The 24,227-nt window shown below is 29.4% G+C and carries 17 protein-coding genes; 1 reads left to right on the top strand and 16 read right to left on the bottom strand.

Annotated elements, in window-relative coordinates; genetic code table 11:
* Positions 1-266 precede the first annotated feature (266 nt).
* A complete protein-coding gene (greA, locus tag KIB46_RS09215; protein WP_099328990.1) occupies positions 267-734 on the top strand; it encodes a transcription elongation factor GreA in 468 nt (155 codons plus the stop codon).
* A 41-nt stretch (positions 735-775) separates the two neighbouring features.
* Here greA and KIB46_RS09210 read toward each other — a convergent pair whose 3' ends face one another.
* From KIB46_RS09210 to KIB46_RS09135, 16 genes are all read right to left on the bottom strand, one after another.
* The gene (locus tag KIB46_RS09210; RefSeq protein WP_291671509.1) at positions 776-1,660 is read right to left on the bottom strand and encodes an ROK family protein; all 885 of its coding nucleotides are present in this window, start codon (positions 1,658-1,660) and stop codon (positions 776-778) included.
* Positions 1,661-1,681: 21 nt separating this feature from the next.
* Positions 1,682-2,479 (bottom strand): MurR/RpiR family transcriptional regulator, encoded by a 798-nt coding sequence (locus KIB46_RS09205; protein ID WP_156561594.1) that lies wholly within the window; start codon positions 2,477-2,479, stop codon positions 1,682-1,684.
* A 62-nt stretch (positions 2,480-2,541) separates the two neighbouring features.
* The gene (locus KIB46_RS09200; protein ID WP_291671508.1) at positions 2,542-5,163 is read right to left on the bottom strand and encodes a glycoside hydrolase family 38 C-terminal domain-containing protein; all 2,622 of its coding nucleotides are present in this window, start codon (positions 5,161-5,163) and stop codon (positions 2,542-2,544) included.
* A gap of 82 nt (positions 5,164-5,245) precedes the next feature.
* Complete coding sequence (locus tag KIB46_RS09195; RefSeq protein WP_156561592.1) at positions 5,246-7,216, bottom strand: fructose-specific PTS transporter subunit EIIC; 1,971 nt, start codon at positions 7,214-7,216, stop codon at positions 5,246-5,248.
* Positions 7,217-7,629: 413 nt separating this feature from the next.
* Positions 7,630-8,640 carry a DUF5050 domain-containing protein gene (locus KIB46_RS09190; protein ID WP_291671507.1) on the bottom strand — a complete coding sequence of 337 codons (1,011 nt, stop codon included), beginning with the start codon at positions 8,638-8,640 and terminating at the stop codon, positions 7,630-7,632.
* 148 nt (positions 8,641-8,788) lie between these two features.
* Entirely contained in the window at positions 8,789-9,112 is a 324-nt protein-coding gene (locus KIB46_RS09185; protein ID WP_291671506.1) for a GNAT family N-acetyltransferase, read from the bottom strand.
* Positions 9,113-9,164: 52 nt separating this feature from the next.
* Positions 9,165-10,919, bottom strand: a complete 1,755-nt coding sequence (locus KIB46_RS09180) for a 1-deoxy-D-xylulose-5-phosphate synthase (protein ID WP_291671505.1) — start codon at positions 10,917-10,919, stop codon at positions 9,165-9,167.
* A 125-nt stretch (positions 10,920-11,044) separates the two neighbouring features.
* Positions 11,045-12,010 (bottom strand): tRNA-dihydrouridine synthase family protein, encoded by a 966-nt coding sequence (locus KIB46_RS09175; protein WP_291671504.1) that lies wholly within the window; start codon positions 12,008-12,010, stop codon positions 11,045-11,047.
* A 161-nt stretch (positions 12,011-12,171) separates the two neighbouring features.
* Positions 12,172-17,130 (bottom strand): DNA repair ATPase, encoded by a 4,959-nt coding sequence (locus tag KIB46_RS09170; RefSeq protein ID WP_291671503.1) that lies wholly within the window; start codon positions 17,128-17,130, stop codon positions 12,172-12,174.
* Positions 17,131-17,141: 11 nt separating this feature from the next.
* On the bottom strand, positions 17,142-19,196 hold the full coding sequence (locus KIB46_RS09165; RefSeq protein ID WP_156561586.1) for a flotillin family protein: 2,055 nt from the start codon (positions 19,194-19,196) through the stop codon (positions 17,142-17,144).
* A gap of 5 nt (positions 19,197-19,201) precedes the next feature.
* Positions 19,202-19,831 (bottom strand): OB-fold-containig protein, encoded by a 630-nt coding sequence (locus tag KIB46_RS09160; protein ID WP_291671502.1) that lies wholly within the window; start codon positions 19,829-19,831, stop codon positions 19,202-19,204.
* Between the two features lie 150 nt (positions 19,832-19,981).
* The gene (locus tag KIB46_RS09155; protein ID WP_291671501.1) at positions 19,982-20,572 is read right to left on the bottom strand and encodes an ECF transporter S component; all 591 of its coding nucleotides are present in this window, start codon (positions 20,570-20,572) and stop codon (positions 19,982-19,984) included.
* 81 nt (positions 20,573-20,653) lie between these two features.
* Positions 20,654-21,865 carry an NAD(P)/FAD-dependent oxidoreductase gene (locus KIB46_RS09150; RefSeq protein ID WP_156561583.1) on the bottom strand — a complete coding sequence of 404 codons (1,212 nt, stop codon included), beginning with the start codon at positions 21,863-21,865 and terminating at the stop codon, positions 20,654-20,656.
* Between the two features lie 11 nt (positions 21,866-21,876).
* The gene (locus KIB46_RS09145) at positions 21,877-22,374 is read right to left on the bottom strand and encodes a class I SAM-dependent methyltransferase (RefSeq protein WP_291671500.1); all 498 of its coding nucleotides are present in this window, start codon (positions 22,372-22,374) and stop codon (positions 21,877-21,879) included.
* 242 nt (positions 22,375-22,616) lie between these two features.
* A complete protein-coding gene (locus KIB46_RS09140) occupies positions 22,617-23,228 on the bottom strand; it encodes a GyrI-like domain-containing protein (RefSeq protein WP_291671499.1) in 612 nt (203 codons plus the stop codon).
* Between the two features lie 72 nt (positions 23,229-23,300).
* Positions 23,301-24,206 (bottom strand): YafY family protein, encoded by a 906-nt coding sequence (locus KIB46_RS09135; RefSeq protein ID WP_291671498.1) that lies wholly within the window; start codon positions 24,204-24,206, stop codon positions 23,301-23,303.
* Positions 24,207-24,227: the final 21 nt, after the last annotated feature.

Below are 24,227 nucleotides of genomic sequence, written 5' to 3'. Positions count from 1 at the left end.
TTCAATTTTTGAGTTTTTACGGATATTGCAAAGTTATTTGTTTATTATTATTCAAAATTAGCTACAGGCTATTTTTTCATAGGAAACTTTACACTATCCATAAAAATATATCAGATACTAAAATATTAAGTTAACACAAGGGTTTTAAGCACCTTTTTGTAACTTCTATACTATTAATTCAACCACACTTATTTAGAAATACCTTTCATTTTTTTGTATATATTTATATAATATTAAGGTAATAGATTTAGGGGAGGTTTATATCTATGAATAATATACTTACTCACGAAAATATGAGAAAATTGCAAGAAGAATTAGATTATAGAATGACTGTTAAAAGGGCTGAAATAGCAAAAGAGAAGTTAATTGCAGCAGCTCATGGTGATAGATCTGAAAATGCTGAGTATAAAGAAGCTTGTGCTAACTATAGAGAAAATGATAACAGAATACAATATTTATTATCTATGATTTCAACTGCTACAGTTATTGATGATGAAAATGTAGATAAAACCGTATTAGGTATTAACAGTAAAGCTAGAATAAAGTTTGTTGAAGATGATGATGAAGACGTAATTACATTAGTTACTACAATGGACCTAGATCCTGAAAATATGATGATAAGTATAGAATCTGATTTAGGAAAGGCTTTAGCTGGTAGTAAAGCTGGAGACATAGTAGAAGTAAACGCTCCAGGTTCAAATTATACTGTAGAGATACTTGAAATTTTAGAATAGTAATAAAGCTTCTATGATTTTATATCATAGAAGCTTTATTACTATTCTCCATGTTCCATTAAAAAGTTAGCTAAAGCTCCTACTAAATTAGCATCCTTTTTATGAGTACATGTATCTATCTTTGGCATAAGTGTATCTATATTTATCTTTTCTCTTATCATGAATAACTTTTCATTTATTCTATCAATAAAATCTTCCCTATTACTAATTGCCCCACCTAACAAAATAATTTCCGGGTCATAAATATGTTGTAAATTAAATATTCCTTTTGCTAAGTTCTTATAAAATGTATCTATAGCATCTCTACATACTTCGTTGCCTTTTTCTGCTGCTTCAAAAACACTTTCTCCGTTCCATGAATCATCATTATAGTGCTTTCTTACTTTTCTAACAAAAGACATTGTCGATGCAACTTCACTAAAGTTTAAATATTCACCATTAGCTTCTTCCATAAGCATATATCCAACTTCTCCCCCATGAAGATGTTTGCCATGATGAATTTTCCCATCTTTTATTATTGCGCCACCAATTCCAGTACCACATACCACAAATAATATATCATTTAAATCTTTTCCCTTGCCTGAAAAAGCCTCTGCTAAAGCTGCACAGTTTGCATCATTTTCAATACTTATAGGTAATCCTGTTTTTTCACATAAAATTTCTTTCCAGTTTGGTCCGTGAATACATGGAAGTGCACTTGCTCCCCCAATCACCCCAGTTTTACTATTTACAGCTCCTGGAGCACTAATTGCTATACCTTCTATATCATAGCTTTTTCTTATTTCTTCTATCCAATTTACAACTCCATCTATAATAACACTAAACTCATCAGAAACCTTTAAATTACCTTTATTAGTTAAATTACCATTCTTATCAGAAATACCCACTTTTATAGAGGTACCTCCTATATCTAAACATGCATACATCTGTAAAATCCTCCCCATATACTACTCTTTATTAAATACCTTTTCCGTTGAAACCCATGCTTCTAAAACTTCTTTATATTTCCTTACATAATAATAGTGAATTAAATCTATTTGTATTAAAATAGGAATTTGAGCAGATATCATTCCTGTTGATTCTTCCCCAGAAAGATTAGCAGTAACTATAATTATATCTGCATATTCATTTAATTTAGTATGTTCATTTCCTGTAATAACTACAAGCTTAGCTCCTTTTTCTTTTAAGGCTTTTGCACATTTTTGTAGGTATTTATTTCCTCTTAAAGTAAATATAAATACCAAGTCCCCTTCTTCTATTACTGCCGTGGCCATATCTATAGCATCTTTATCATAAATTACTTCTATAAATTTCCCCATTCTAGAAAATCTAAACTTAAAATCTTGAGCTGCTGTTGCACTTAAACCTAATGCAAAAATATGCATAAATCTATAGCTATGTATTAGATCACAAATCGCCTCAATCTTTTCTCTATTAAAGCTTCCATCAATTTGATTAAAGATTTTAAAGTATGATTTCTGTAAATCTACTGAAATATTATTCATATTAATTTTATCATTTTCTTTAAGATGCTCTTTATATAAATATATAAGTTCCTTATAGTTATTAAGTCCTATCTTTTTACAAAATCTTGTGATTGATGCAGGGGAAACACATAGTAACTCAGCCAAATCATTTATTGACATTGGTTCATTATTTCCTAGAAAATACTCAGCAATCTGTTCTTCTACATAGGTAAACTTGAACTTTGCATGAGTTATCCTCAATATAATCTCTTTATTCATATTCCTATCTCTCCCAAATCTTACTATGATTTAATACTATATATTTCCCTCATCTTTTTCAACTATATATTGATTTTTAATGTCTTAATTTCACCATTCTTAAATTTTCCTAGATTTATATGGCCATTAATTTTTTCTTCACTAACTATAGCCCTATTATTCATATTAACCCACTCATAACTAGTCCCTTTATTAGTCTTAAGCTTGCCTCCATCAACTAATTTATTATTATAATTTACAAATCTAATAGTAAATGAATTCTTATCTACAGGTATTATAGAAGTAACTACAATATCTTTTAATTGGCTACAATCTACTACACTCTTTATTGCTTCCACACTATCTTTTAAAGGATGCATAACAAAATATTTAAGGGTATTTGTAAACCTGTTTATTTCTTGTATTTGATAACTTGGAATGGTTATACTATAGTTCTTCCAAAGTTTATTCACTACTGTAGCATCCATTTTATTGCTAAGATATATAGCAAATTTAAATTTCATTTTTCCCCTTAATTGACTATCAGGAGTTTCTATATATCTAAATTCATTTCCAGATGCTATACCAGGTCTTCTAATTAAATCAGGCTTTCCTAAGAATCCAACCCCTCTAAATAAAGTTAATGCAATCTTAGAGTTATCTAATATTTCATATTCCTTTATTCCCTTTGCTAACAATGTAGCTGATGAGTTTTCATCTTCAATTCCTGCAAAATGAAGCATTGGATATATTGGTGATGGCTCTTCTTTCCATCCTAATTCTCTCCAATCATTAATATGTTCAGGAACATTGTCTCTTTTTATTACCCCGAAAGCAGTATCTGAAATACTTTCTGTTGAAAAAACATCTGTTTTTAGAACTATTCTCATTCTATGATCATCTGCATTATTATCCAACTCTAAATGACATTCTATAACACCCTTATTAGATAATGATAAGCTTAACTCATATGGTATACTTGTACCTCTCTTATTTAATTCTCTCTCTTTAAGGTTTTCTGGTACAATAAATTCTCCACATATTTTAATTTCTTTATGAAGCTTTCTATTATTTACTTCTACATTTCCATTTTCAAAGCTTAAATTGTATCTAAAATCATACTTTTCTTCTGGAGGGGAGTAGTCATATGTATCTCCATCATCTCCACTTTCTTCAATGTATAAGCAATCTTCTAACTTTCTATTATTAACCTTATCTAAGATATTAATTTTCCCATCACTGACTTCAACCTTATAGAAATTATCTTCTATACAATTGCCTTTTTTATTTTCTAATACTTCTACTTCTTCATCAATTTCAACTAACTTTAACACTTCTATGCTTAATGGCTCTAAATTACATTTTAATGCCACCTTTGAAACATAATAATATAGTTCCTCATCGTATTGAGACTCATCCTTCTTAATGCTACCTGCATACTCCTTAACAACATCTAATACTTCATGCTCAATTATATTTCCGTTTTTATCTGTAATTTTAAAGTTCTTACGTTTAGTTGTAACAATCACTTTTGCTACTTCTTCTCTTCTATGAGGAAGAGTATTAAATAAAATTATGTCATTTTCCTCTTTACCTTCAATAGATTCACTTATCTTTCTTATAATATAATCACAGGCTGAGTAAGATAGTTGATCTGCTTCCGTTAACCTTGAAATTATACTTCTATTTGTCTTATCACTATTACATCCACAAGCACTATCATGAGCGTGGTTCATAAGTAACTTCTTCCAAATTTCCTCTATCATTTCAACCTTTGGATCTAATCCAAGATTCTGAGCTATAACCATTAATGGCTCTAATTGATAAATTAATCTTCTTTCAATCTTATCATTTAAATACTTATGGTCGTATCTAGAAGAGTATATTGACCTATGAATTTTAGAGTTAGATGGATTTACAAATTCACCTTTTACTTCTTGTAACCCTTCTGACTTTTCTAATTCATCAAAGAACTTATCGCAACTGCTTTCAACATATTCAAAATCGTTTTTAGTTCTATCATTATAGTATTTTATTCTCTCTTTTAAGTTGAAATCTACAAACCTCTGGTCTCCCCCTACTGGTAGAAGAATATTATCAGTTTGGGATCCATCTAAAATTGTTTTTTCTACTTTTTCTACATCATCAGTGTAAATTAAATTTCCACCATAGAAGTATCCATTTTTGATGTTATAAACTAAAAGTGAACTATCATCTTCACCCTTCCAAATAAACTCTCTACTTGGACAAGCATCCTTAGATACCCCTCTCCAGAAAATACTTCTTTTAATATCAAAACCATTTAATATTTTAGGCATATCCTTACTTTGCCCAAAAGAATCTGGTAAATAGCCAATCTTTAAATAATCTCCATACTTTGATGCACTTTTTATACCATAAAAAAGATTTCTAGCTATTGATTCTCCATCTATAATTAGTTCATCAGTTTGTGTATACCAAGGTCCTATTATTAATTTTCCTTCTTCAACAAGTTTTTTTACTCTTTCAAAGTTACTTGGCATAAACTTTATATATTCATCTAAAATACTTAATTGTCCATCTAATAGGTATGTTTCTAAATCTCCATCTTCTAATGCATTTATTACTTCATCCATGTGATATACTAGCTGTATAATTGATTCATTTGAAGTAAAATACCATTCATAATCCCAATGCGTATGAGGATAAACATGTATTTTTTTCATTATATATCTCCTTTTATGAATTAAATCTTTTCTATAGTAAAAATCCACTGGTTATTATTACAATCACCAGTGGATTTTTAAATTATAGTTGTATACCCTTAACTAAATTGTATAGTTTTTGGGAATCTGTTTCTTTGATAACTGTATTTCTGAAATTATCATCTATTAATTCTTTTGCTATTGTGCTTAATATCTTTAAGTGATTTTCTGCTCCATCCTCAGGAATAGTTAGCGCAAAAGCTGTAGTTATCTTCTTTCCATCTAATGAGTCCCATTCTATTGGATTTTTAAATTTAATTAAGAATACACCTGGTGAAATAACTGTTGAATTTTTACTATGTGGTATTGCTATACCATCATTAAATCCAGTTGTAGCTTCTTTTTCTCTCTCTTGTAACCCATGATAAAAATCTTCTTCACTCTTAACATATCCATGCTTCTTAGCTATTGATGCTATAAACTTAAAAGCTTCATCTTGAGTAGTTGAATTTTCATCAATGTATATGTGATCTTCACTAAATAATTCCTTAGATTCTACTATAGATTCCTCAATAACTTCATTAGGCTCTACTTCTATATATTCTTCCTCTTCTTCACATACTGGCTTTCTCCAGAATCCAATAATTAATGCTGTTACTAAAATACCTGCAAATATACATAATATCCAAGTTATAAATGGAACTGGTTGTTCAATGTATCCTATAACTGCTCCAAGTGGAGATCCAATACCACCGTAGAACTTACATCCAGTTATAGAAGCAAGTCCCCCTGCTAATGCTGAACCAGCAACAGATGCAGTAATCATTTGAACTGGGTTAGATGCTGCAAATGGAATTGCTCCTTCTGTAACTCCAACCATACCCATACCAAATGCTGAACTAGCTGATATCTTTTCATTCTTTGTAAATTTATTCTTAAATAATACTGATGCAAGCCATATTCCTAATGGTGCAACTGAAATTGCAGCTTGTGTTGCTGTTTGAGGTACAAAGTTAGCATTTGCTATACCAAACTTAGCTACTGTATCTGTATAAACAGCTGTACCAAATATAAGTGCTGTCTTGTTAACTGGACCTCCAAAGTCAAATCCAATCATACCACCAATAATTGCTCCAATTATAAATGGTGCTCCAGCGAATGTTTCATTTAAAGTTGTTAATCCACTATATAAACTATCCATTAATCCTGCTATTGGATTACCAATTAAGTATGTTACTATAACCATTATTGCGAAAGTAGCTATTAAAGGAATAATCATAATAGCAAGTAATGGTTGTAATATCTTAGGCCACTTTATCTTCTTTAATCCTTTTACTAAATATCCAACTATGAATGCAACTAAGATTGCTCCTAAGAAACCACCACCTGTTTGAGTTCCTAAATATGTTGCATCATTTACTAAGTATGCACCTATCATTGCTGGTGCTATTGCAGGCTTGTCTGCTATTGAGTTAGCAACAAAAGCTGCAAATAAAGGAATCATTAATTTAAATCCAATTTGTCCAACTTCAAAAAGCTTAGACATGAAAAATCCCATTTGTGTTGTTTTATCAAATCCCCAATTTACTATTTGACCAAGTTCATTTGCTTGGAATGCAAATATGTTAGCAATAGCTAATAGTATACCTGATGCTATAACCATTGGAGTCATATATGATATCCCACTCATTATATGTTTAACAAAATTATTTTCTGTCTTTCCTAAAGTCACCTTACCAACCTTAGTTCCTTTTGCTCCAAAAACTTTAGCTTCGTCATAAGCTCTTTTAATTAATGCTTCAGGTGCTTTTATTGCATCAATTGATTTTACTGATAATATTCTCTTACCTGAAAATCTCATTAAATCTATATTTATATCTGCTGCTATTATTACTACGTCTGCTGTTTCAATATCTTTTTCTGTTAAAACATTTTCAGCTCCAATAGAACCTTGCGTTTCAACTTTAATTTTATATCCAGCCTTTTTTGCTGCTTTTTCTAAACTTTCAGCCGCCATATAAGTATGTGCTATACCAGCAGCGCAAGCTGTAACTGCTACTATTTTTTTATTCATTACTCTCTACCTCCTCTTTACAGTTCATATTATTACACCTGTAAAGGTTTATGTAAACATTTTTACTGTTTTTAGTATTATCTTTCTTTTTTTTATGTTTTTATGAAATTATTTTCACACTTTTATTTAAAAAAGGTGTAGCGGATATTTATTTTGCTTGTTCCGTCGCAAGCTCCAAGTCACATCAAAACAAATATCCACTCCCCCCCGTACTAAAGGTAAGGAAATTATAAAATTACTATCCTTTATTTTATATTTTTTAATATGAAAATTTAATAATACCGTTGATTTATAGCTAATTGAAATTTTATACTTTCCTATGCATTTAAAAAAAGTGCTGCTATATTTTGCAACACTTTTTAACTATCAATAATCTCTCTATATTTTCTTAAAAATTAATTTCTGTTAATCATTTATTTTTTTATTCTACTCAAAACAAGATCATTAAAAACTTTCTCAATCTCATTTGTTTTAGTATTATACATAGGTAAAATTTTATCTTCATAAGGAGTATAAATAACTCCATCAAATTCAAACATTGATCTATTTAAAGCATTATTAACATCGCTCTCACTACTAATAAACTCAAAATCAAATAATTCTTCTACATTTCCATTTATCAAATTTAACTTTATAAACTTACTATTCCTAAAATAATAAAAGTCATCTCCTATAATGATTGACCTAGTATGAAACATATTATCGCTAATTTTTGTAGTTCTTCCATCCATAGAAGTAGCAAAACATCCAGTTTCAGGTGAACTACTCATATATACAATATATTTTTCACTTACATTTACTATATCAGGATCATTAGAAGTTTTCTCATTAGCTTCATAAACTATAGTTCTATCATCCTTAAATATTTTATATTCCGAAGTTGGACTATCTTTTATAAATGTATTTTCATCAAAAATTATAGGTGTTCCTTCCATCTCAACATTCTTAATCTCTTTATTAGTATTTAAATCCACTACTATAAAATTACTACTGTTATAATTATTCCTATCCATATACATTAATTTATCATCTTTAATCATTACACTATAAGCCTTATCAGATAATACCTCTTTGTTACTTTTTCCATCCAAATCAACTTTAATCAATTCCATTTTGCCAAGATCCGATTCATCTATATAATAAATATTATTTCTATATATATTTATGTCCTTAGGATAATCATTATTTAGTTTTTCAAGTCCTGTTCCATCATTCTTTATTTTATAAAATGCTCTATCATTCCATCCTGAAAAATAAATTTCATCATTATATTTACAAGCACTCATCCCTTTATAATAATTATTTATTGTATTTCCATAACTTCTGTTACTATCACCAATATTATCCTCCTTAGTATTACTACATCCAATAAATGATATTAGTATAGTAACAATCATTGAAAACATAAAGACCTTTTTTCTCATTTTACTCCCTCCTAACCACATTTATATTTTACCACTATATGTCTTTTAATCTATACTTTACAGCAAAAATATAGATTAAAGGACATATAAAAATCTACCATAACAAAAAAGAGTTACGCACTCATTTGTACATAACCCTAATTTACTATTAATGTTTTCCACCTATTTTACAGGCAACAACAGCATCTATATTATTATCAGAAATTACATCTAAATATTCTTTTTCATTTTTCTTAAACCAATCATTAGCATATGAACATGTAGCTGTTGCTTTAAGCTTTTCTTTTCTTAAATACTCTACCATTACAAGCATTACCTTTGAAGCAACTCCTTGCCCCCTTAAAACTGGGTTAACATAAACATGATCTATATTTACCTCTTCATCTTTTTCACGTTTAAAAGTTACTTCAGCCATTAACTCCCCTTTATCATTTTCACTATATATTCTTTCATATTCATATTTCCAATTCATATTTTTTCTCCTTTGTTTATAATTTAATTAATACTATTATATCCAGTTTTATCTATTCTAATGATTTTTTTATATCCTCTACTATTAGCTCCTCTGTTAAATGATAACGCTCATATAACTCATCTTTAGAAACCCCATTAGTAAATTCCTTATCAGCTCCAAAATTCAATACCTTAATATTTTTGTCACCATAGAATCTTGAAATCTTTTCACCAAATCCACCATCTAAAACGCCATCTTCTAAAGTAATTACTAATTTATGTTCTTCCAAAAGTTCATATAATAACTTCTCATCTATACCACTTATAAATCTAGGATTTATTAATGTAGCATTAACCCCTATTTCAGATTTTAATTTTTCTTTTACTTTCTTTCCAAGGTGATAGAAATTTCCTAGCCCAATTATTGCTATATCTTTTCCACTTTCAACTTTTTTATATGTATTTATATTATGGAAATCAGGCTCTACAGAAATTCCAGTAGATACTACATTTATATTAGGAACACGTATTGCAACTGGATATTTATCTTGCTCAATTCCCCATTCCATCATAGCTATATATTCTTCTTTATTAGTTGGTGCAAGATAAACTATATTAGGAATATTACTTATTAAAGGTATATCAAATATTCCAAGGTGAGTAACATCTCCCCCTGTTATTCCACCACCATAAACCATTATTAATGCTGGATTATTATTTATAGCAAGATCTTGAGATAACTGATCATAAGTTCTTTGGATAAATGAGCTTAAAAATCCAACTACAGGTTTACCTCCTTGTGATGCTATTCCTGACGCAAGGGCAACTGCATGCTCCTCTGCTATTCCAACATCTATAAATTGATTTTTAAATTCATTTCTAAAGTTCCCCAAGCTAACTGATGATGGCGTTCCTGCTGTTATAGCTACAACTTTAGGATCTTCACTTGCTTTTTTCATTAAAAACTCTTCAGTAATGCTCCTATAAGATTCTCCTGAAGTTGGTTTATTTACTGGCTCCTTTGTTTCTAAATTAAAAGGACTAACCCAATGAAATGCTTCTTTGTTTTCTTCAGCATCCTTATATCCTTTCCCCTTAATTGTATGCATATGAATAACCACTGGGTGGTCTATATCCTTTACCTTGGAGAATATATCAATTAATGATTCTATGTCATTTCCATTATCAATATAATGATACTCAAATCCTAATGACTTAAAGAAATTATTTTCAGCCTTTCCATTAGATTCACGTAGTAATTCTAAATTCTTGTAAAGCCCTCCATAGTTTTCTGCTATAGACATATCATTATCATTAACTAAAATTATAATATTTTTCCCTGATGCAGCTGCATTATTTAACCCTTCATATGCTTCACCACCACTTAGGGAACCATCTCCTATAACAGCAATAATATTTTCTTTTCCACCCTTTATATCTCTTGCTTTTGCTAATCCACATGCTAAACTAACAGAAGTAGATGTATGCCCTACTATAAAGAAATCATGTTCACTTTCACTAGGCTCAGTATATCCTGTAACAGTTTTATATTCATCTGGATTAATGAATGCATTTTTTCTTCCTGTCAAAGTTTTATGAGTATAGGATTGATGAGATACATCATATACGATTTTATCTATTGGTGAATTAAATACATAGTGCATTGCTATTGTCGCTTCCACCATTCCTAGGTTAGGACCAAAATGTCCACCTGTTCTACTTACCTTTCTTATTAAAACTTCTCTTATTTCACTAGCTAAATATCCTAACTCTTCTTTATTAAGAAGTTTTAAATCCTTTGGTTCATTAATTCTGTTTAAGACCATAATAAATTCCTCCTATATTTTACATTAGTATATTAATCAGTATACTTCTTGGAGCGAACTCCAAGTCAATATATATTCTCATTTTTTATATAAAGAATCCACACTATAGAAGTGTAGATTCTACTTTAATCCATATTATTAAACAATCCAGCCCCTTTAATAATCTCTTGTTCCATAAATAAACTTGAAACAGCTTGTTTATAATCTATAACTTTTTGAGATTTCTTTATCTTTTTTGCATACTTTTTATTATCAGTAAACATATATCTCATATACCCCCAAAGCTCTTTCATTCTAAACATGGCATTTTTATCATCATTAAATAGTTCTATGTAGTTTTGAAAAACTTCATCATGAAAGGCTTTTAACATATCTTTAGTAATGAAATTATTATCCTTTATCTCTCCTATAAGTCCTGGATTAGCTAAAACACCTCTACCAAACATAACTTTATCTACATCTTTGAAATTATCAACTAATTTATTATAATCTTCAACAGTAAAGATATCCCCATTGTAACACACAGGACTTTTGCTTAATAATAATGCATCTTTAAAGACTTCTAAATTAGGTTTGTTTCCATAAAAATCCTCTCTAGTTCTAGGATGAATTATTAACTCTTCTAATGGATATTTGTTATATATCTCTATAAGTTTATAAAATTCATCTGGAGTGTCTTTTCCAATTCTAGTCTTTATTGAAATTTTCATATCTTCAATTTTATATATTTCCTCTAAGAATCTATCTAGTTCATCTCTTAATGCTAGAAAACCTGACCCTCTATTTTTTGAAACAACTGTTCCTGCTGGACATCCTAGATTTAAATTCACCTCATTGTATCCTAGTTGTTTTAGCTTTTTAACAGTAACAACGAATCCCTCTGAATCATTTGTAAGTATTTGAGGAACTATATTCATACCTTCATTATTTTCAGGCAAAATATCCCTTAACTCTTTTGTTTTAAGACTTCTGCTTTTATTGGGAACAATAAATGGTGTAAAGTATTTATCAATATTATGAAAGAATTTCTCATAAGCATTTCTATATATATATCCAGTAATCCCTTCCATTGGTGCTAAGTAATACTTCATATAATGACTCCTTTATTAATATTCTAAACCTCATTATATCAGCCGTTCCCTTTATTCGCCACTTAATTAATATTAATGATTCTTATGAAAAAAGCCACGATACTCATTCGTGGCTTCTGTCATTAAAATCTTAAGCTTGTTTTTATTAGCATATTTAATAATTATCTTTTGGCTAATATGTCCTTAATCATTTCCATATTTTCAGTAAGATTACTCAACACTAAAACTGCCTCTCCTAGTTTGTCATTACCTTTAACTAGCTTATTCTTAACAAAAGTTCTTTTAATTTCTTCAAAGCGTAGCTTTTCTTCATCTGTTATGCACCCAACTAATTCCTTCCACTTAAGCATATTAGCCTCTGCTCCAGAAGTTAATGTTTGAGCATCATTTTCATAACTAATAAGAATTCTTTGAGATAACTCCTCATCATTCATTATAGCCACCACCTTCTCAGCTATCTTATTCATATTTCTATATGAACCTTGAAGTTTAAATGGTGGTTCATTTCTATATTCATCACTTTGAGCTGCAGAATGAATATACTCCATATTAACCTTTAACACTATATCTCTTACCATAAATAACTTCTGAAGAACGCTAATATATTCATTAAGTTCATCCATTGAATAATTGTTTTCAAGAGTTACACTTTCTCTTTCTACTCCATTAGCCATCTCAATTAATCCATATAAATCTTTTGGGCTGGTAGTGGATAACTTAGTTAATATAGGATTAGAAGTTAAAGAGTTTTCAATATAACTTAACTTAAATGCCTCTTCATTCTCCATAAGCATATCTCCAAGATTATATACATCAGCTCTATTTGCAAGCATATCTGGAATTTTAAATTTTTCCCCATTTTCAGTATAAGGATTTCCAGCCATAACAACAGCAACCTTCTTACCTCTTAAATCATAGGTTTCTCCTACTCCATTGTATACACCTTCAATTTTTCTTTGTCCATCACATAAAGAAATAAATTTCTGTAAGAATTCAGGATTACAATGTTGTATATCATCCAAATATATCATTACATTATTCCCCATTTTTAAAGCTACATTAAGCTTTTTAAGTTCTTCTCTAGCCCCAGTATTATTTGCTTTATCTGGGTCTAATGATGTTACTTCATATCCTAAAGATGGTCCATTTACCTTAACTAATATAATTCCAAGTCTACTTGCTATATATTCCATTAATGTTGTTTTGCCATATCCAGGAGGGGAAAGAAGCAATAGTAATCCCATTGAATCTGTTCTCTTATTTTCTCCTACAACACCAATTTGTTTTGCTAGATTATCACCAATTAAAGGTAAATATACTTTATCAATTAATTGATTTCTTACAAAGGAAGTAAGCACTTGAGGCTTAAAATCATCAAGATGAATTTTTTTCTTAAAGGTATTAATAAGATCTTTCTTAATATCTTGGAATTCAATAAATTCCTTAACATAAATCTCATCAAATTTCTTTAACTTATTCATGAATTTTGTATAAGCCAGAGTATACTCTCCACTATTTATTATAGGATGGCTTCCTATAAGTCCTTTCACCTTTACATTTGAATCAACGTAAATAACTCTTCCAAGCTTTGTCTCACCTTCAATCAATAGAACAATTACTTCATTAAGTAATCCTTCTATCTCCTCCTCATCTAAAGCTTCAAATATAGCAGAATTACTATCTTCTCCACCAATTTTATTTTCTATAATATTTGCTTTATAGGCATTAACACATTCCTTTACGAAATAATATAGACCTTCTATATCCCTTTGACTATTTTCTATAGAAAATAAGAAAACATTTAATAATCCTTTTCCTTTTATATAGCTAATAAATCCATCATATATTATTTTACCTTCTTTACTAACTACAAAATCTTCCCCTTTCATTATTTCAAGGCAAAGATACTCTGAAGCCTCTTTTATATAGCTCTTATTAAATAGATTTAGATTGTTATTTTCTTGTTCAATCTTATCAGAAACATATGGAATATAACTTTCTAAATTAGGTGAAGAATCAAAAAATATACTAACCTTAGATAATTCTTTTAATCTATTTCTTAATAAATCTTTTGTATCTTTCTTAGCTAAGCATTTCCAGAATAATCTAGCTAAAGCTCTGCTTTCACTACTATATATCAATAAATCTATTTTTTGATGTAGCTCTAGTAGTGCTTTTAGTATTTTAGCTCCATCAATATCATGCACGCCTTTAGTGTATCCTTCCTGATATCTTGGTTCCATAAACTTTTGCACTATCTCAACTAGTTGTTCCTCTGACTTTAAATATAATATATCTAGAGATTCATATTTATTCTTTTTTGCTAAATCAAAAATTAAATAGGCTAGGTACTCACCCCTATAAACTTCATTATTCTCAGATAATACACTTTGTGAGAATACATTCTTGAAGTTTTCAATTCCATCCTCCTTAACTTTCTCCCAAAAATCAGTACCTGTAATATGATAAAATAAACTTTCGTCCTTTTGTACTATAGATAAATTAATGGCTTTGGTATTTACAGAAAAATGATGTTTCCCAAGTTTAATAACATCTTTTCCATTTATATAAAGCTCCTGCCTATCCTTAAGTTGGCGAATAGCTTCTTCTTTTACCTTTTTTAATTTTGAGGTAACCTCATCGCCTTTTACACTATCACCAAGCTCATTTAAATCTGATATTATATCTCTAACCTTTTCGACCATTATATCTGTAGCTAGATATCCATTAATTTCATCCACAGAATTAAAATTTTTCAGCCTATTATCAACACCCTTAAGTATACGTTCTGCAGAACTAAATAAACCAAGTATTCTTTTATTTAATCTATCTAAAATGGTCTGCTTTTTACTTTCAAAAGCATTATATATCTCTTCTCTTTTTTCACTTAGTTGAAGAATATAATCATCAAATTCAACAAACTTTCCTTCAAGTTCCTGAATCATAATCATAACTTTATTTAAATATTCATCACACTTATCCACTGTATCTGATATATCTAAATAATTTACAACAGATTGGCTAAGCAACTTTAACTGTGCATTAAACTGAATTGTCATTTCGTTTTTAGTAAGATCTTCAATCCTATTTATCAACCTTGCTTTGCCATTATTAATTAATGAAAATAAAGAGGAAATCTTCTCTATTATTTTAGTTGTCATAGTTGGATCTTCAATTTTAAAGTTAGAAACTATATCAACAAGAAGTTCAAGTTCACTTGATGTTTCATCCATGCCCTTTTCAAGGTCTTTACCATCCATTGATTTATTAACCTTATCTATTTTTAACCCTAATTCCTTAACCTTTTCCTCATAAGGTTTTAATCCTTCTGGATGAATTAAAAATTCAACACACTTTTTTGAGAATTCTTCATACTTCTCTTTAACATTTAAATCTAAAGAATTAACTATTTTAAAATTTGCATACCTCAAATCCTTAAGGGAGGAAATTTCTCCTCTTAAATTTCTTATATCTGCTAAAGCCTTCACATATTCATTAATTGAGTCAAAAGAACCATACTTTAAATTATTTAATAACTCCTCTGCTCTTTTACTAACTCCTTCAATTTGCTTTTTAGTAGAAGTTTTTATTCTAGTTACCTTTTCAAATTCACCTATAGCGAAGGTTGAGGATTCCTTTATATTTAAAAGTACTTCCTTTAAATTAAATACCTCTTCTTTATCTAACCAAAAATAAGAGTCAATTATTCTTTCACTTTCCCGTACAATATCAACATAAATACTCTGATATCCTTCCCCTTTTTTAATAAGCTTGTATACTCCCCTACAATCAGCCATTGCATTAACGATATCTTTATTGCCAATCTTAAATAAAAGTGAATCCTTATCTCCTTCTGTAACATAGTTTTTCCCTATATAAGGAGTTTGCCATATTTGTATAATGTGATTTCTTCTTGGATCATTTTCACTCTTAAAAACAATCATCTCTCCACTATTAAAACGAGAATATCCACTACAAACAATTGGAGTATCAATTTTTTGTTCAATGATGTTATAGGAATATATAAAATATGACCCACTATAAGCATTATAAAAAATATATTGATAGTCCTCCCCATTTGTGGAGGAGATTCTTTCATCAAAAACTGACTTATCTGCTTCTACATCAAATATCTTATATTCTCCATTTTGTAGATAATACCCCTCGGGAAAGATAATCCCATGGTTTCCTGGTAAAAGAATACATGTATCCTTTATTGAATCAATTCTTACTACATTCTTTAACTTATTATTAAATATAAAATATCTATATTCTTCTTCCTTATATGGTTTGATTTTTAAAATTATCATTTGTTCTAAGTCTGCATAATAGATTTCTGCATCATCAAGGCTTTGATCAGCATCCTCAACAGGCTCGGAATATACCCCCTTACCTGTCTCAGTATTATCTTCAACTTTAATAGTTAAATCTCCCCCTATAGTTTCAACAAACACCTTGTCCATTATTGACACATGAGGATAAAGACCATTTCTTTGGTCATCTCTTGTTGCTTTGATAAATCTAAATTCACTTCTATTCTTAAATCTAACCTCGTGCTCACTTCTACTATCAACATATATTAACTTATTCCCCTCAATTACCCACTTAAATACTTTAATATCCTCTGGGTCTCTTCCTGTTTGGAAAATCATATAGAAATAAGGTTCTGTTATAGTAAACTTAGCAAAAAAAGTATTCTTATAATATTTATATAGCTCATCAAAGTCATTAATAAAATCATTATCATTAATCAATTGAAGAGATTGTTTTATAAAGCTTCTATTTTCATATTTATAAATCGAAAAAACATCACTTAATTCCACTTTAGATTTAAGTCCAATATGAACGTTATAACCAAATATAAAATACTCTTCTACTGGAGCCATATCCCTTGGAATACAGTTATGCTCTGTAATTACTCTTTCACTTCCAAGAATTTTTGTTTCAATAGAACCAAAAACATTTTTTCTTTCTTCATTAAGCTTTTCAACTCTCTCTTTTAACTCAGTACCTTGCTTTAAAAGACGATTTTTAATAACTTCATATGTGCCATTTTCCATATCATCTTTACTATTATCATGGCTATTTTCATTTACGCCTTTTTCATCAATACTACTCAAAATTATTCTCCTTATTCGTTTATAATTTCTATAGTCTTGGCTGGTAACTTAGCTACCCCCGCCTTATTTACTGTATCTAAGAGCTTACTTAGTGCTACCTTATCCTCACCCTTAGCATTTCCCATCATTTTATTAATAGCCCCTGCTATTGAAAGGTTCTTAACATCTTCAGAAGTTAGGTTAAATTTATCAACAAAATCTTGTAATTGTTTCTTAAAGTATTCAGGATCACCTGTTATAAATGTTTCTTTAATATCTGTAAGAACATCACTATTTTCAACTAACCTATCATAAGATTTACCCTTTGCAATAGAACCAATGATTTGGTCGAAGAACATAGTTTCTCCACCAACAATATCAATTTTAGCTGCTTTAAGAGCTTCTCTAATAACTGAAGCTTGGGATTCTGCAACTTCCTTTTGAATATTGATGCTAGCAAGTTGAATTTCCTTGTCCTTTTCAAGCTTAAGTTTAAATTCTTCATGTCCTCTGCCCACTTCATCAAGAGCTTTCATACTATTAGCTTTTTCCTTAATTCCCTCAGCTTCTGCTATATATTTCTTTCTTAAGATATCAGCTTCAACTGTACCTTCTTTTTCCTTAACATCTACCATAACTGTATCGCCCTTTGCTTGAGCTAAAGCCTTAGCTTCAATTGCTTTAGCCTCTGCATTTGCCTTAGCTTCAATAACCTTAGCTTCTGCAATACCAGAAGTTGATTCCTCTAAAACATTTGCGTCAACAAGAATCTTAATTGCTTCTGCTTCCTTTTGTGAAGCTTTATATTTAGCATCTGCATCAATAATAGTTTTCTCTGCAATTTTTTCTGCTGCTTGTTTAGATGCTTCTGCTGTTTTAACTTCAATAATAAGATTCTTTTCAGACTCTTCTTCTGCTTTCTTAATAGTTACAGATTTCAATCTTTCTGCTTCTGCAAGAGCTCTGGTATCCTTAATCTTTTCTTCTTCAATAACTGTATCTTTCTCTACAGCTACTCTTTCTCTAATAATTAATTGAATATTTTTCTTTTCTACTTCAACTTCTTTTTCCTTTGCAATAGTAGCAAGCTCTACAAGTTTTTCCTTATCTGTTTTTTCAAGCAATCTCTTCTTATCTACTCTTTCTGACTCAATTGCCTCTGTACTTTCCTTAGACTTCAATGCAATAATAACTTGTCTTTGCTTATTTTGCTCAGCAACTTCAATTTCTTCATCAGCCTTTACCCTTGCCATTTCAGCCTTATATCTTTCTTCTTGTCTAACTTTTTCCGCTTCTGCTTCTTCTCTAGCATTAATAATTGCAATCTCTCTTTTTTGCTTTGCTTCTGCTTCTGCATTTTGCTTTTCAAGCTCTAATATAGCTTCTCTAGCAGATACATTTTGCTTCTTTATTGTCTTTTCTTTATCTTGTTCAATTTGGTTTGCTAGGATAAGTTGTTGAGATGTAAGCTCAGTAATTTTCTTGATACCCTCAGCATCCAAAATATTTTTGCTATTTAATTGATTAATATCGGTTTGTTCAAGGTAATCAATAGCTGCATCATCAAGAACATAACCATTTAAGTCTGTTCCTATTATTTGAAGAATTTCATCTTTAAAAGTCTCTCTTTCGGTATAAAGCTGTACAAAATCAAACTTTTTACCAACTGTTTTTAAAGCTTCGGAGAATTTTGCATCAAAAAATTCCATTAATGTTGTTGGATCAGATGCCTTTTGACATCCTAATAATTGTGCAACCTTAAGTACATCTTCCTTTGTCTGATTTACTCTAACAAAGAATGCTACTCTTATATCAGCTCTTAAGTTATCTTTACATATTAATCCGTCTTTTCCCTCTCTAGCTATTTCAACTCTCTTTACTGAAATGTCCATTACTTCATGCTTATGAACAATTGGAACTACAAAAATACCGCCAAAACATACAACTGGTCCACCTACACCATTTCTAACTATAACCTTACCTTGATCTACCTTATGATAGAATCTTGAAAATAACGCAAGCAGCCCTATAAGTATTATAAAAACTGCCCCTACACTAATTAATAAAACTTGTGTTGAATACCCCATGTTTTTCACTCCTTAATTTTTATAATATAATAAATATTTTTTTCATCATCTTTTTTAATTACATATGCTTCTTCGCCTTTTTCGAAAGTTTCTTCATTATCATATTGCCTAACATTTATTAATATTGAAGCGCCTTCTCTTTTTATCTCTCCTTGCCCCAATCTACCTTCCTTAAGTTCACAGGTTAATATAACAATTTGTCCAACAATAGGCTCTCCTTGATATTCCTCTTCTTCATAAACCTTTTTAAATACTTTCTTAAGAGGATTTGTTATTATTTTTGCAATTAATATACTAAATATAAATGCAGGAATTAGTAATAATCCATTTGTTAATCCTCCTGGTGTTATTGGCAACAAAAACATAAACATTGCTATAATCCAGAATACTAAAATTATTACACTGAAAACTAACATGAAAGGTAAATCTGCAAGATTTAGAAAAGCTAAAAATGCATGAAATGGTCCTATATCGCCTCCAGTATCTACATCGAAATCTCCATCAATATCAATATCAAATAAGTCCAAATCTATTACACCTATTATTACAGTTAACCAGTAAAATAGTACAAACCCAAGTAGTATAGTAGGTATAATATTTACCCCTGTTAAAGCATTGTTAAGTAACTCACTCATTTTCTCCCTCCTTTACCCATATATAAATTTTATCATTACTATTTTTTCTAAACAATCCATTTTATTCAAATACTATTTTATATTTATTTTTAAAATAAAAAATGGATATACCAAAATACTTTGTACTTTGATATACCCACTGTAAACACATTATTCTACAGGTAATAATAAACCTGCTCTTTTTAATATTGGTCGTATTGAATTATAAATTATAGCTACTAATATTACAGATACAACTGCATTAATAAATGTAGTTGCAGCACTTAATTTAGCTAAAATTATAGCTGCATCTTGAGGCTGTCCTAATATATACTGCTTATAAAAGAATCCTACAACAGGATCTGCAATTACATTAAAAGCTAACCCTACAATTGATGCAATAAGACTCCATTTTAAAATATATTTTTTATCATTGCTATCCCCAATTTTTGCAATTCTATGTGCTATTAATCCTGTAATTAGTCCAATACATAATTTTAGAATAAATGTTTTAGGCGCTACTAATATATATACAGGATCTAGTAAATCTGCAATTGTCAATCCTATTGCACCTGCAAGACCTCCATACCATCCCCCAAGTAATAATGCTGCTAAAACGCAAAATGCATTTCCAATATGAAGGGAAGTAGCATCTCCACCTGGCATTGGAATCTTAATTTGTAGATAAGTAAATGATACAAAACATAGTGCTGCTAGTAATGCTGTTTGTATTAGCTTTTTAAATCTGATTTCATTTTTCAAAATAATTGCCCCCTTTAAATTATAAAACTTATAATTCATTTTATAAATTTAAGGAAATCAAGTCAATTGTACCCATACACTTTAAAAATCACTACCTGCTAAATATCCAGTTGAAAATGCTATTTGAAGATTATACCCACCAGTCTCAGCATCAACATTAATTACTTCTCCAGCAAAATAAAGATTTTTTATGAGTTTAGATTCCATTGTTGAGGCATTTATTTCTTTTACTGCTACTCCACCGCTAGTAACCATAGCTGCCTTAATGCTTAATGTTTCTATTGCTGTTAGTTTCATTTCTTTTATGTAATTTACTAGTTTTATTTCATCTTCTTTTTTAAGTTCACTTGCCTTAGTTTCTGTTAGATTAAGTAATCCAACTATTTCCTTTAAGAAGTTAACTGGTAATAACCCCTTTAAATTATTTAAAACTGTTTTATTTGTATTTTCCTTTATTAGTTTTGAAATTTCATCTCTACTTTTATCTTGCAGGAAATCTAAAGTAACTTCCACTTCTTCATTTTCTAATGCTCTATTTATATATGAAGATAACTTTAAAACTCCAGGACCTGATATTCCAAAGTGAGTAAATATCATGTCTCCTATAATCTCATACTTTTTCTTTTTAACCTTTGCACCTAATACAACATTTTTCATTGATACACCTTGAAGATTTTTTACAAAGCCTTCTTTTATTACTAAAGGCACTAACGCTGGATAAAGTGGATCTATTTTATGTCCATATTTGCTTAAAATATCATACATACTTCCATCAGATCCTGTTGCAGGTACACTCTTCCCACCTGTTGATATAATTACTTTATCACCATAAATCTTATTTCCATTAGCTGTAACTATACCTCTTATTTCATTATCTTCAACAATAAAATCTTCAACTTTAGTATTATACATAACCTTTACGTTACTTTTTTCTAAATTATCTATAAATAATCTAATAATATCATCGGCTTTATCACTCTTCGTATAAACCTTATTATCATTATCATATTCTATTTTATATTCGAAGTTATTTTCTTTAAGGTACTCTAGTAAGGAATCATTACTAAAAGTATAAAAAGCACTATATAAAAACTTTTTATTTGTTACTACCTTATCAAAAAATTCATCTATACTTCTATTGTTAGTGATATTACATCTACCACCACCTGTAAGTCTTAACTTCTTACCAATTTCATTATTTCTTTCTACTAATATTACTTCATTTGTTTTTGATGATGTCAGTGCAGCCATAATACCTGCTGGACCTCCTCCAACAACAATAACCTTTGCCATAACATTGCTCCTTACTTGCTTTTTTCTATACTATTATCATTTATTTTTTCTGCAATTGCAATTATTCCTGCCCTTCTAAAGCTTCCCATTCCAGAGTTCATTACTTCTTTATCATAATAATCACATAGTTCTATAAACTCACTAGCATCATAGTTAGCTTTATTGAAATACCCTGTTACCATCATATCTTTTACTGAAGGGTGAATTCTTCCAAACTTACTTAGACTATAATTTAACCAAGTTGCTACCATACAGCTTTTATTTGATACAGTTAACATTAATTTCTTTCCAACCCTACAACTCTCTTCAATAACCTTATTAGAATTCTTACCTGAAAAAGATATTGCCCCATCAAAACATAAAACTAAATCAAACTCATCTTCTTTGAAAACACTAAGATCCACTGCATTTCCTTTAATAAATTTAATATTATCCATACCTTTTGATTTAAGTATGGCTTTATTTATCATATCTTGTGACAAATCAAAATGTGTTACTTCATATCCCATTTTTGCAAGTGGTATTTACCTTCTCGTCATCATAATCATCTTCTTCAACTGTGGAAATCCTATCCCAAAACTCCTCATAATTCCTATACATTATTTTTCCCCCAATATATTTTCTTACAAATACTTTTTAGATATTATACTGCTATTTTATATATTAGAAAATAAAAATCGTACAGAAACTTTCTGCACGATTAATTTATATCTTCCTTTATTTAAGTTAGATTATTCATTTAGTTGTAAATTTACCTAGAAATAGGTTGTCTTATTATAGTTTTCAATTTTGAAGGTTCCGTTTTTCTTGGATCACTTAAATATATTTCATTGTGCTTTCCTGATAACTTGTATCCATTCTCCTTTATAGTATTATGAAGCATTTTTACTGTCTCTCCCTCTTCACTATATGGGCCAACATATAATGTCTCATAGGCATCTCCTTCAGTATACTCAATATACCTTATTTCTTTTATATATTTTCCCAACTCATCTTTTAATAAATCTTCCTTTTTCTTTTCTATATCCTCTTGCCTCACAAAGTCTGGAAGCTCAATCATCATAGTCCATTTCCAACCTTCTTTATTATTATCTATAAAATCATAATAGTTATCAGACCACCATAAACCATTTAAAGGCATAACAACAAAATCTTTTTCTTGTTTTTTATAAGACATCTTAACTCCATAAGCTACCTTATATAAAGCCCCTACTTTATTACTATAGTCTTCATTATTATTTGGGTCTCCTTCTCCATCTAATGCAATATAATATGATTTATCACAATACACCTTCTTAAATTGTCCCACTTTCACATTAAATAACTCTTTTTTAACCTTTTTTAAATCCACTTTTGTAGCCATAATTAATTCACTCCTTATAATTTTCATTTCATCTTCAGTATAGAAAAAGTAATAAGACATCTCTGTGTCTTATTACCTATACATTTCATTCATACCTTTTATTTTTCCTATAAGCTTTTCCCTTAGAAACTTTGGCTCTAAAACCTCTATCTTATCCCCAAATCCTAAAATCATGCTATCAACCCAATTGTTATATGGTAAACTTGTTTTTATAATAACAAATCTATTTCCTTCCTCAATTGTTTCATAAGTTGGTAAGCTATCTTCTAATATTATTCTTATTTCTTTAGCAGCTCTTAAAATAACATCTATTGTTTCTAACTCTGGCTCTTTAAATAAATTACCTATATCTATATCTTTAAAATCAAATTTCTCTTCTAATATTTCCAAATTCTTAACTCTTGTCAATTTAAATACTCTCATATCATTCTTTAATGTACAATACCCATAAACATACCAATTAAGAGCCTTAAAAATTATTTTGTATGGCTCTATTTTTCTATTGCTACTTTCACCATTACTATTGTTATATTCAAATTCAATGCACCTATCTTGACTTATGGCATTATCTATAATATTTATTTTATCTGTTAATTCACTACTATTTCCCCACCTAGAAAAATCTATAATAAATCTATTACTTTCAGTTGAATTACTATCTATAATTTCAAGCTTATTAATCAATGATAAAACATCTTTATTTCTATAAGTTTCATTTATTCCATCTAGTAAATTCTTTAATAAAGCCACTTCATTTTTTGTCATAGAGGCTTTGTTTACCCTATAACCTTCTATTATTTCATAGCCACCTTCATGACCTTTATAAGAAACTATTGGTATACCTGCCATCTCTATAGTTTCAATATCCCTTTGAATTGTTTTTATAGAAACCTCAAATCTCTCACTTAACTCCTTAGCTGTAACTCGTTCCTTATTATTCAAAATCATTATTATAGAAATTAATCTATCTATCTTCATAACTTCCACTATCCCTTATAA

The organism is Clostridium sp. (genome assembly GCF_018372875.1).
Lineage (GTDB): Bacteria > Bacillota > Clostridia > Clostridiales > Clostridiaceae > Clostridium.
Note: the sequence above shows the minus strand (reverse complement) of the source record. Positions and strands in the feature narration are given on the sequence as shown.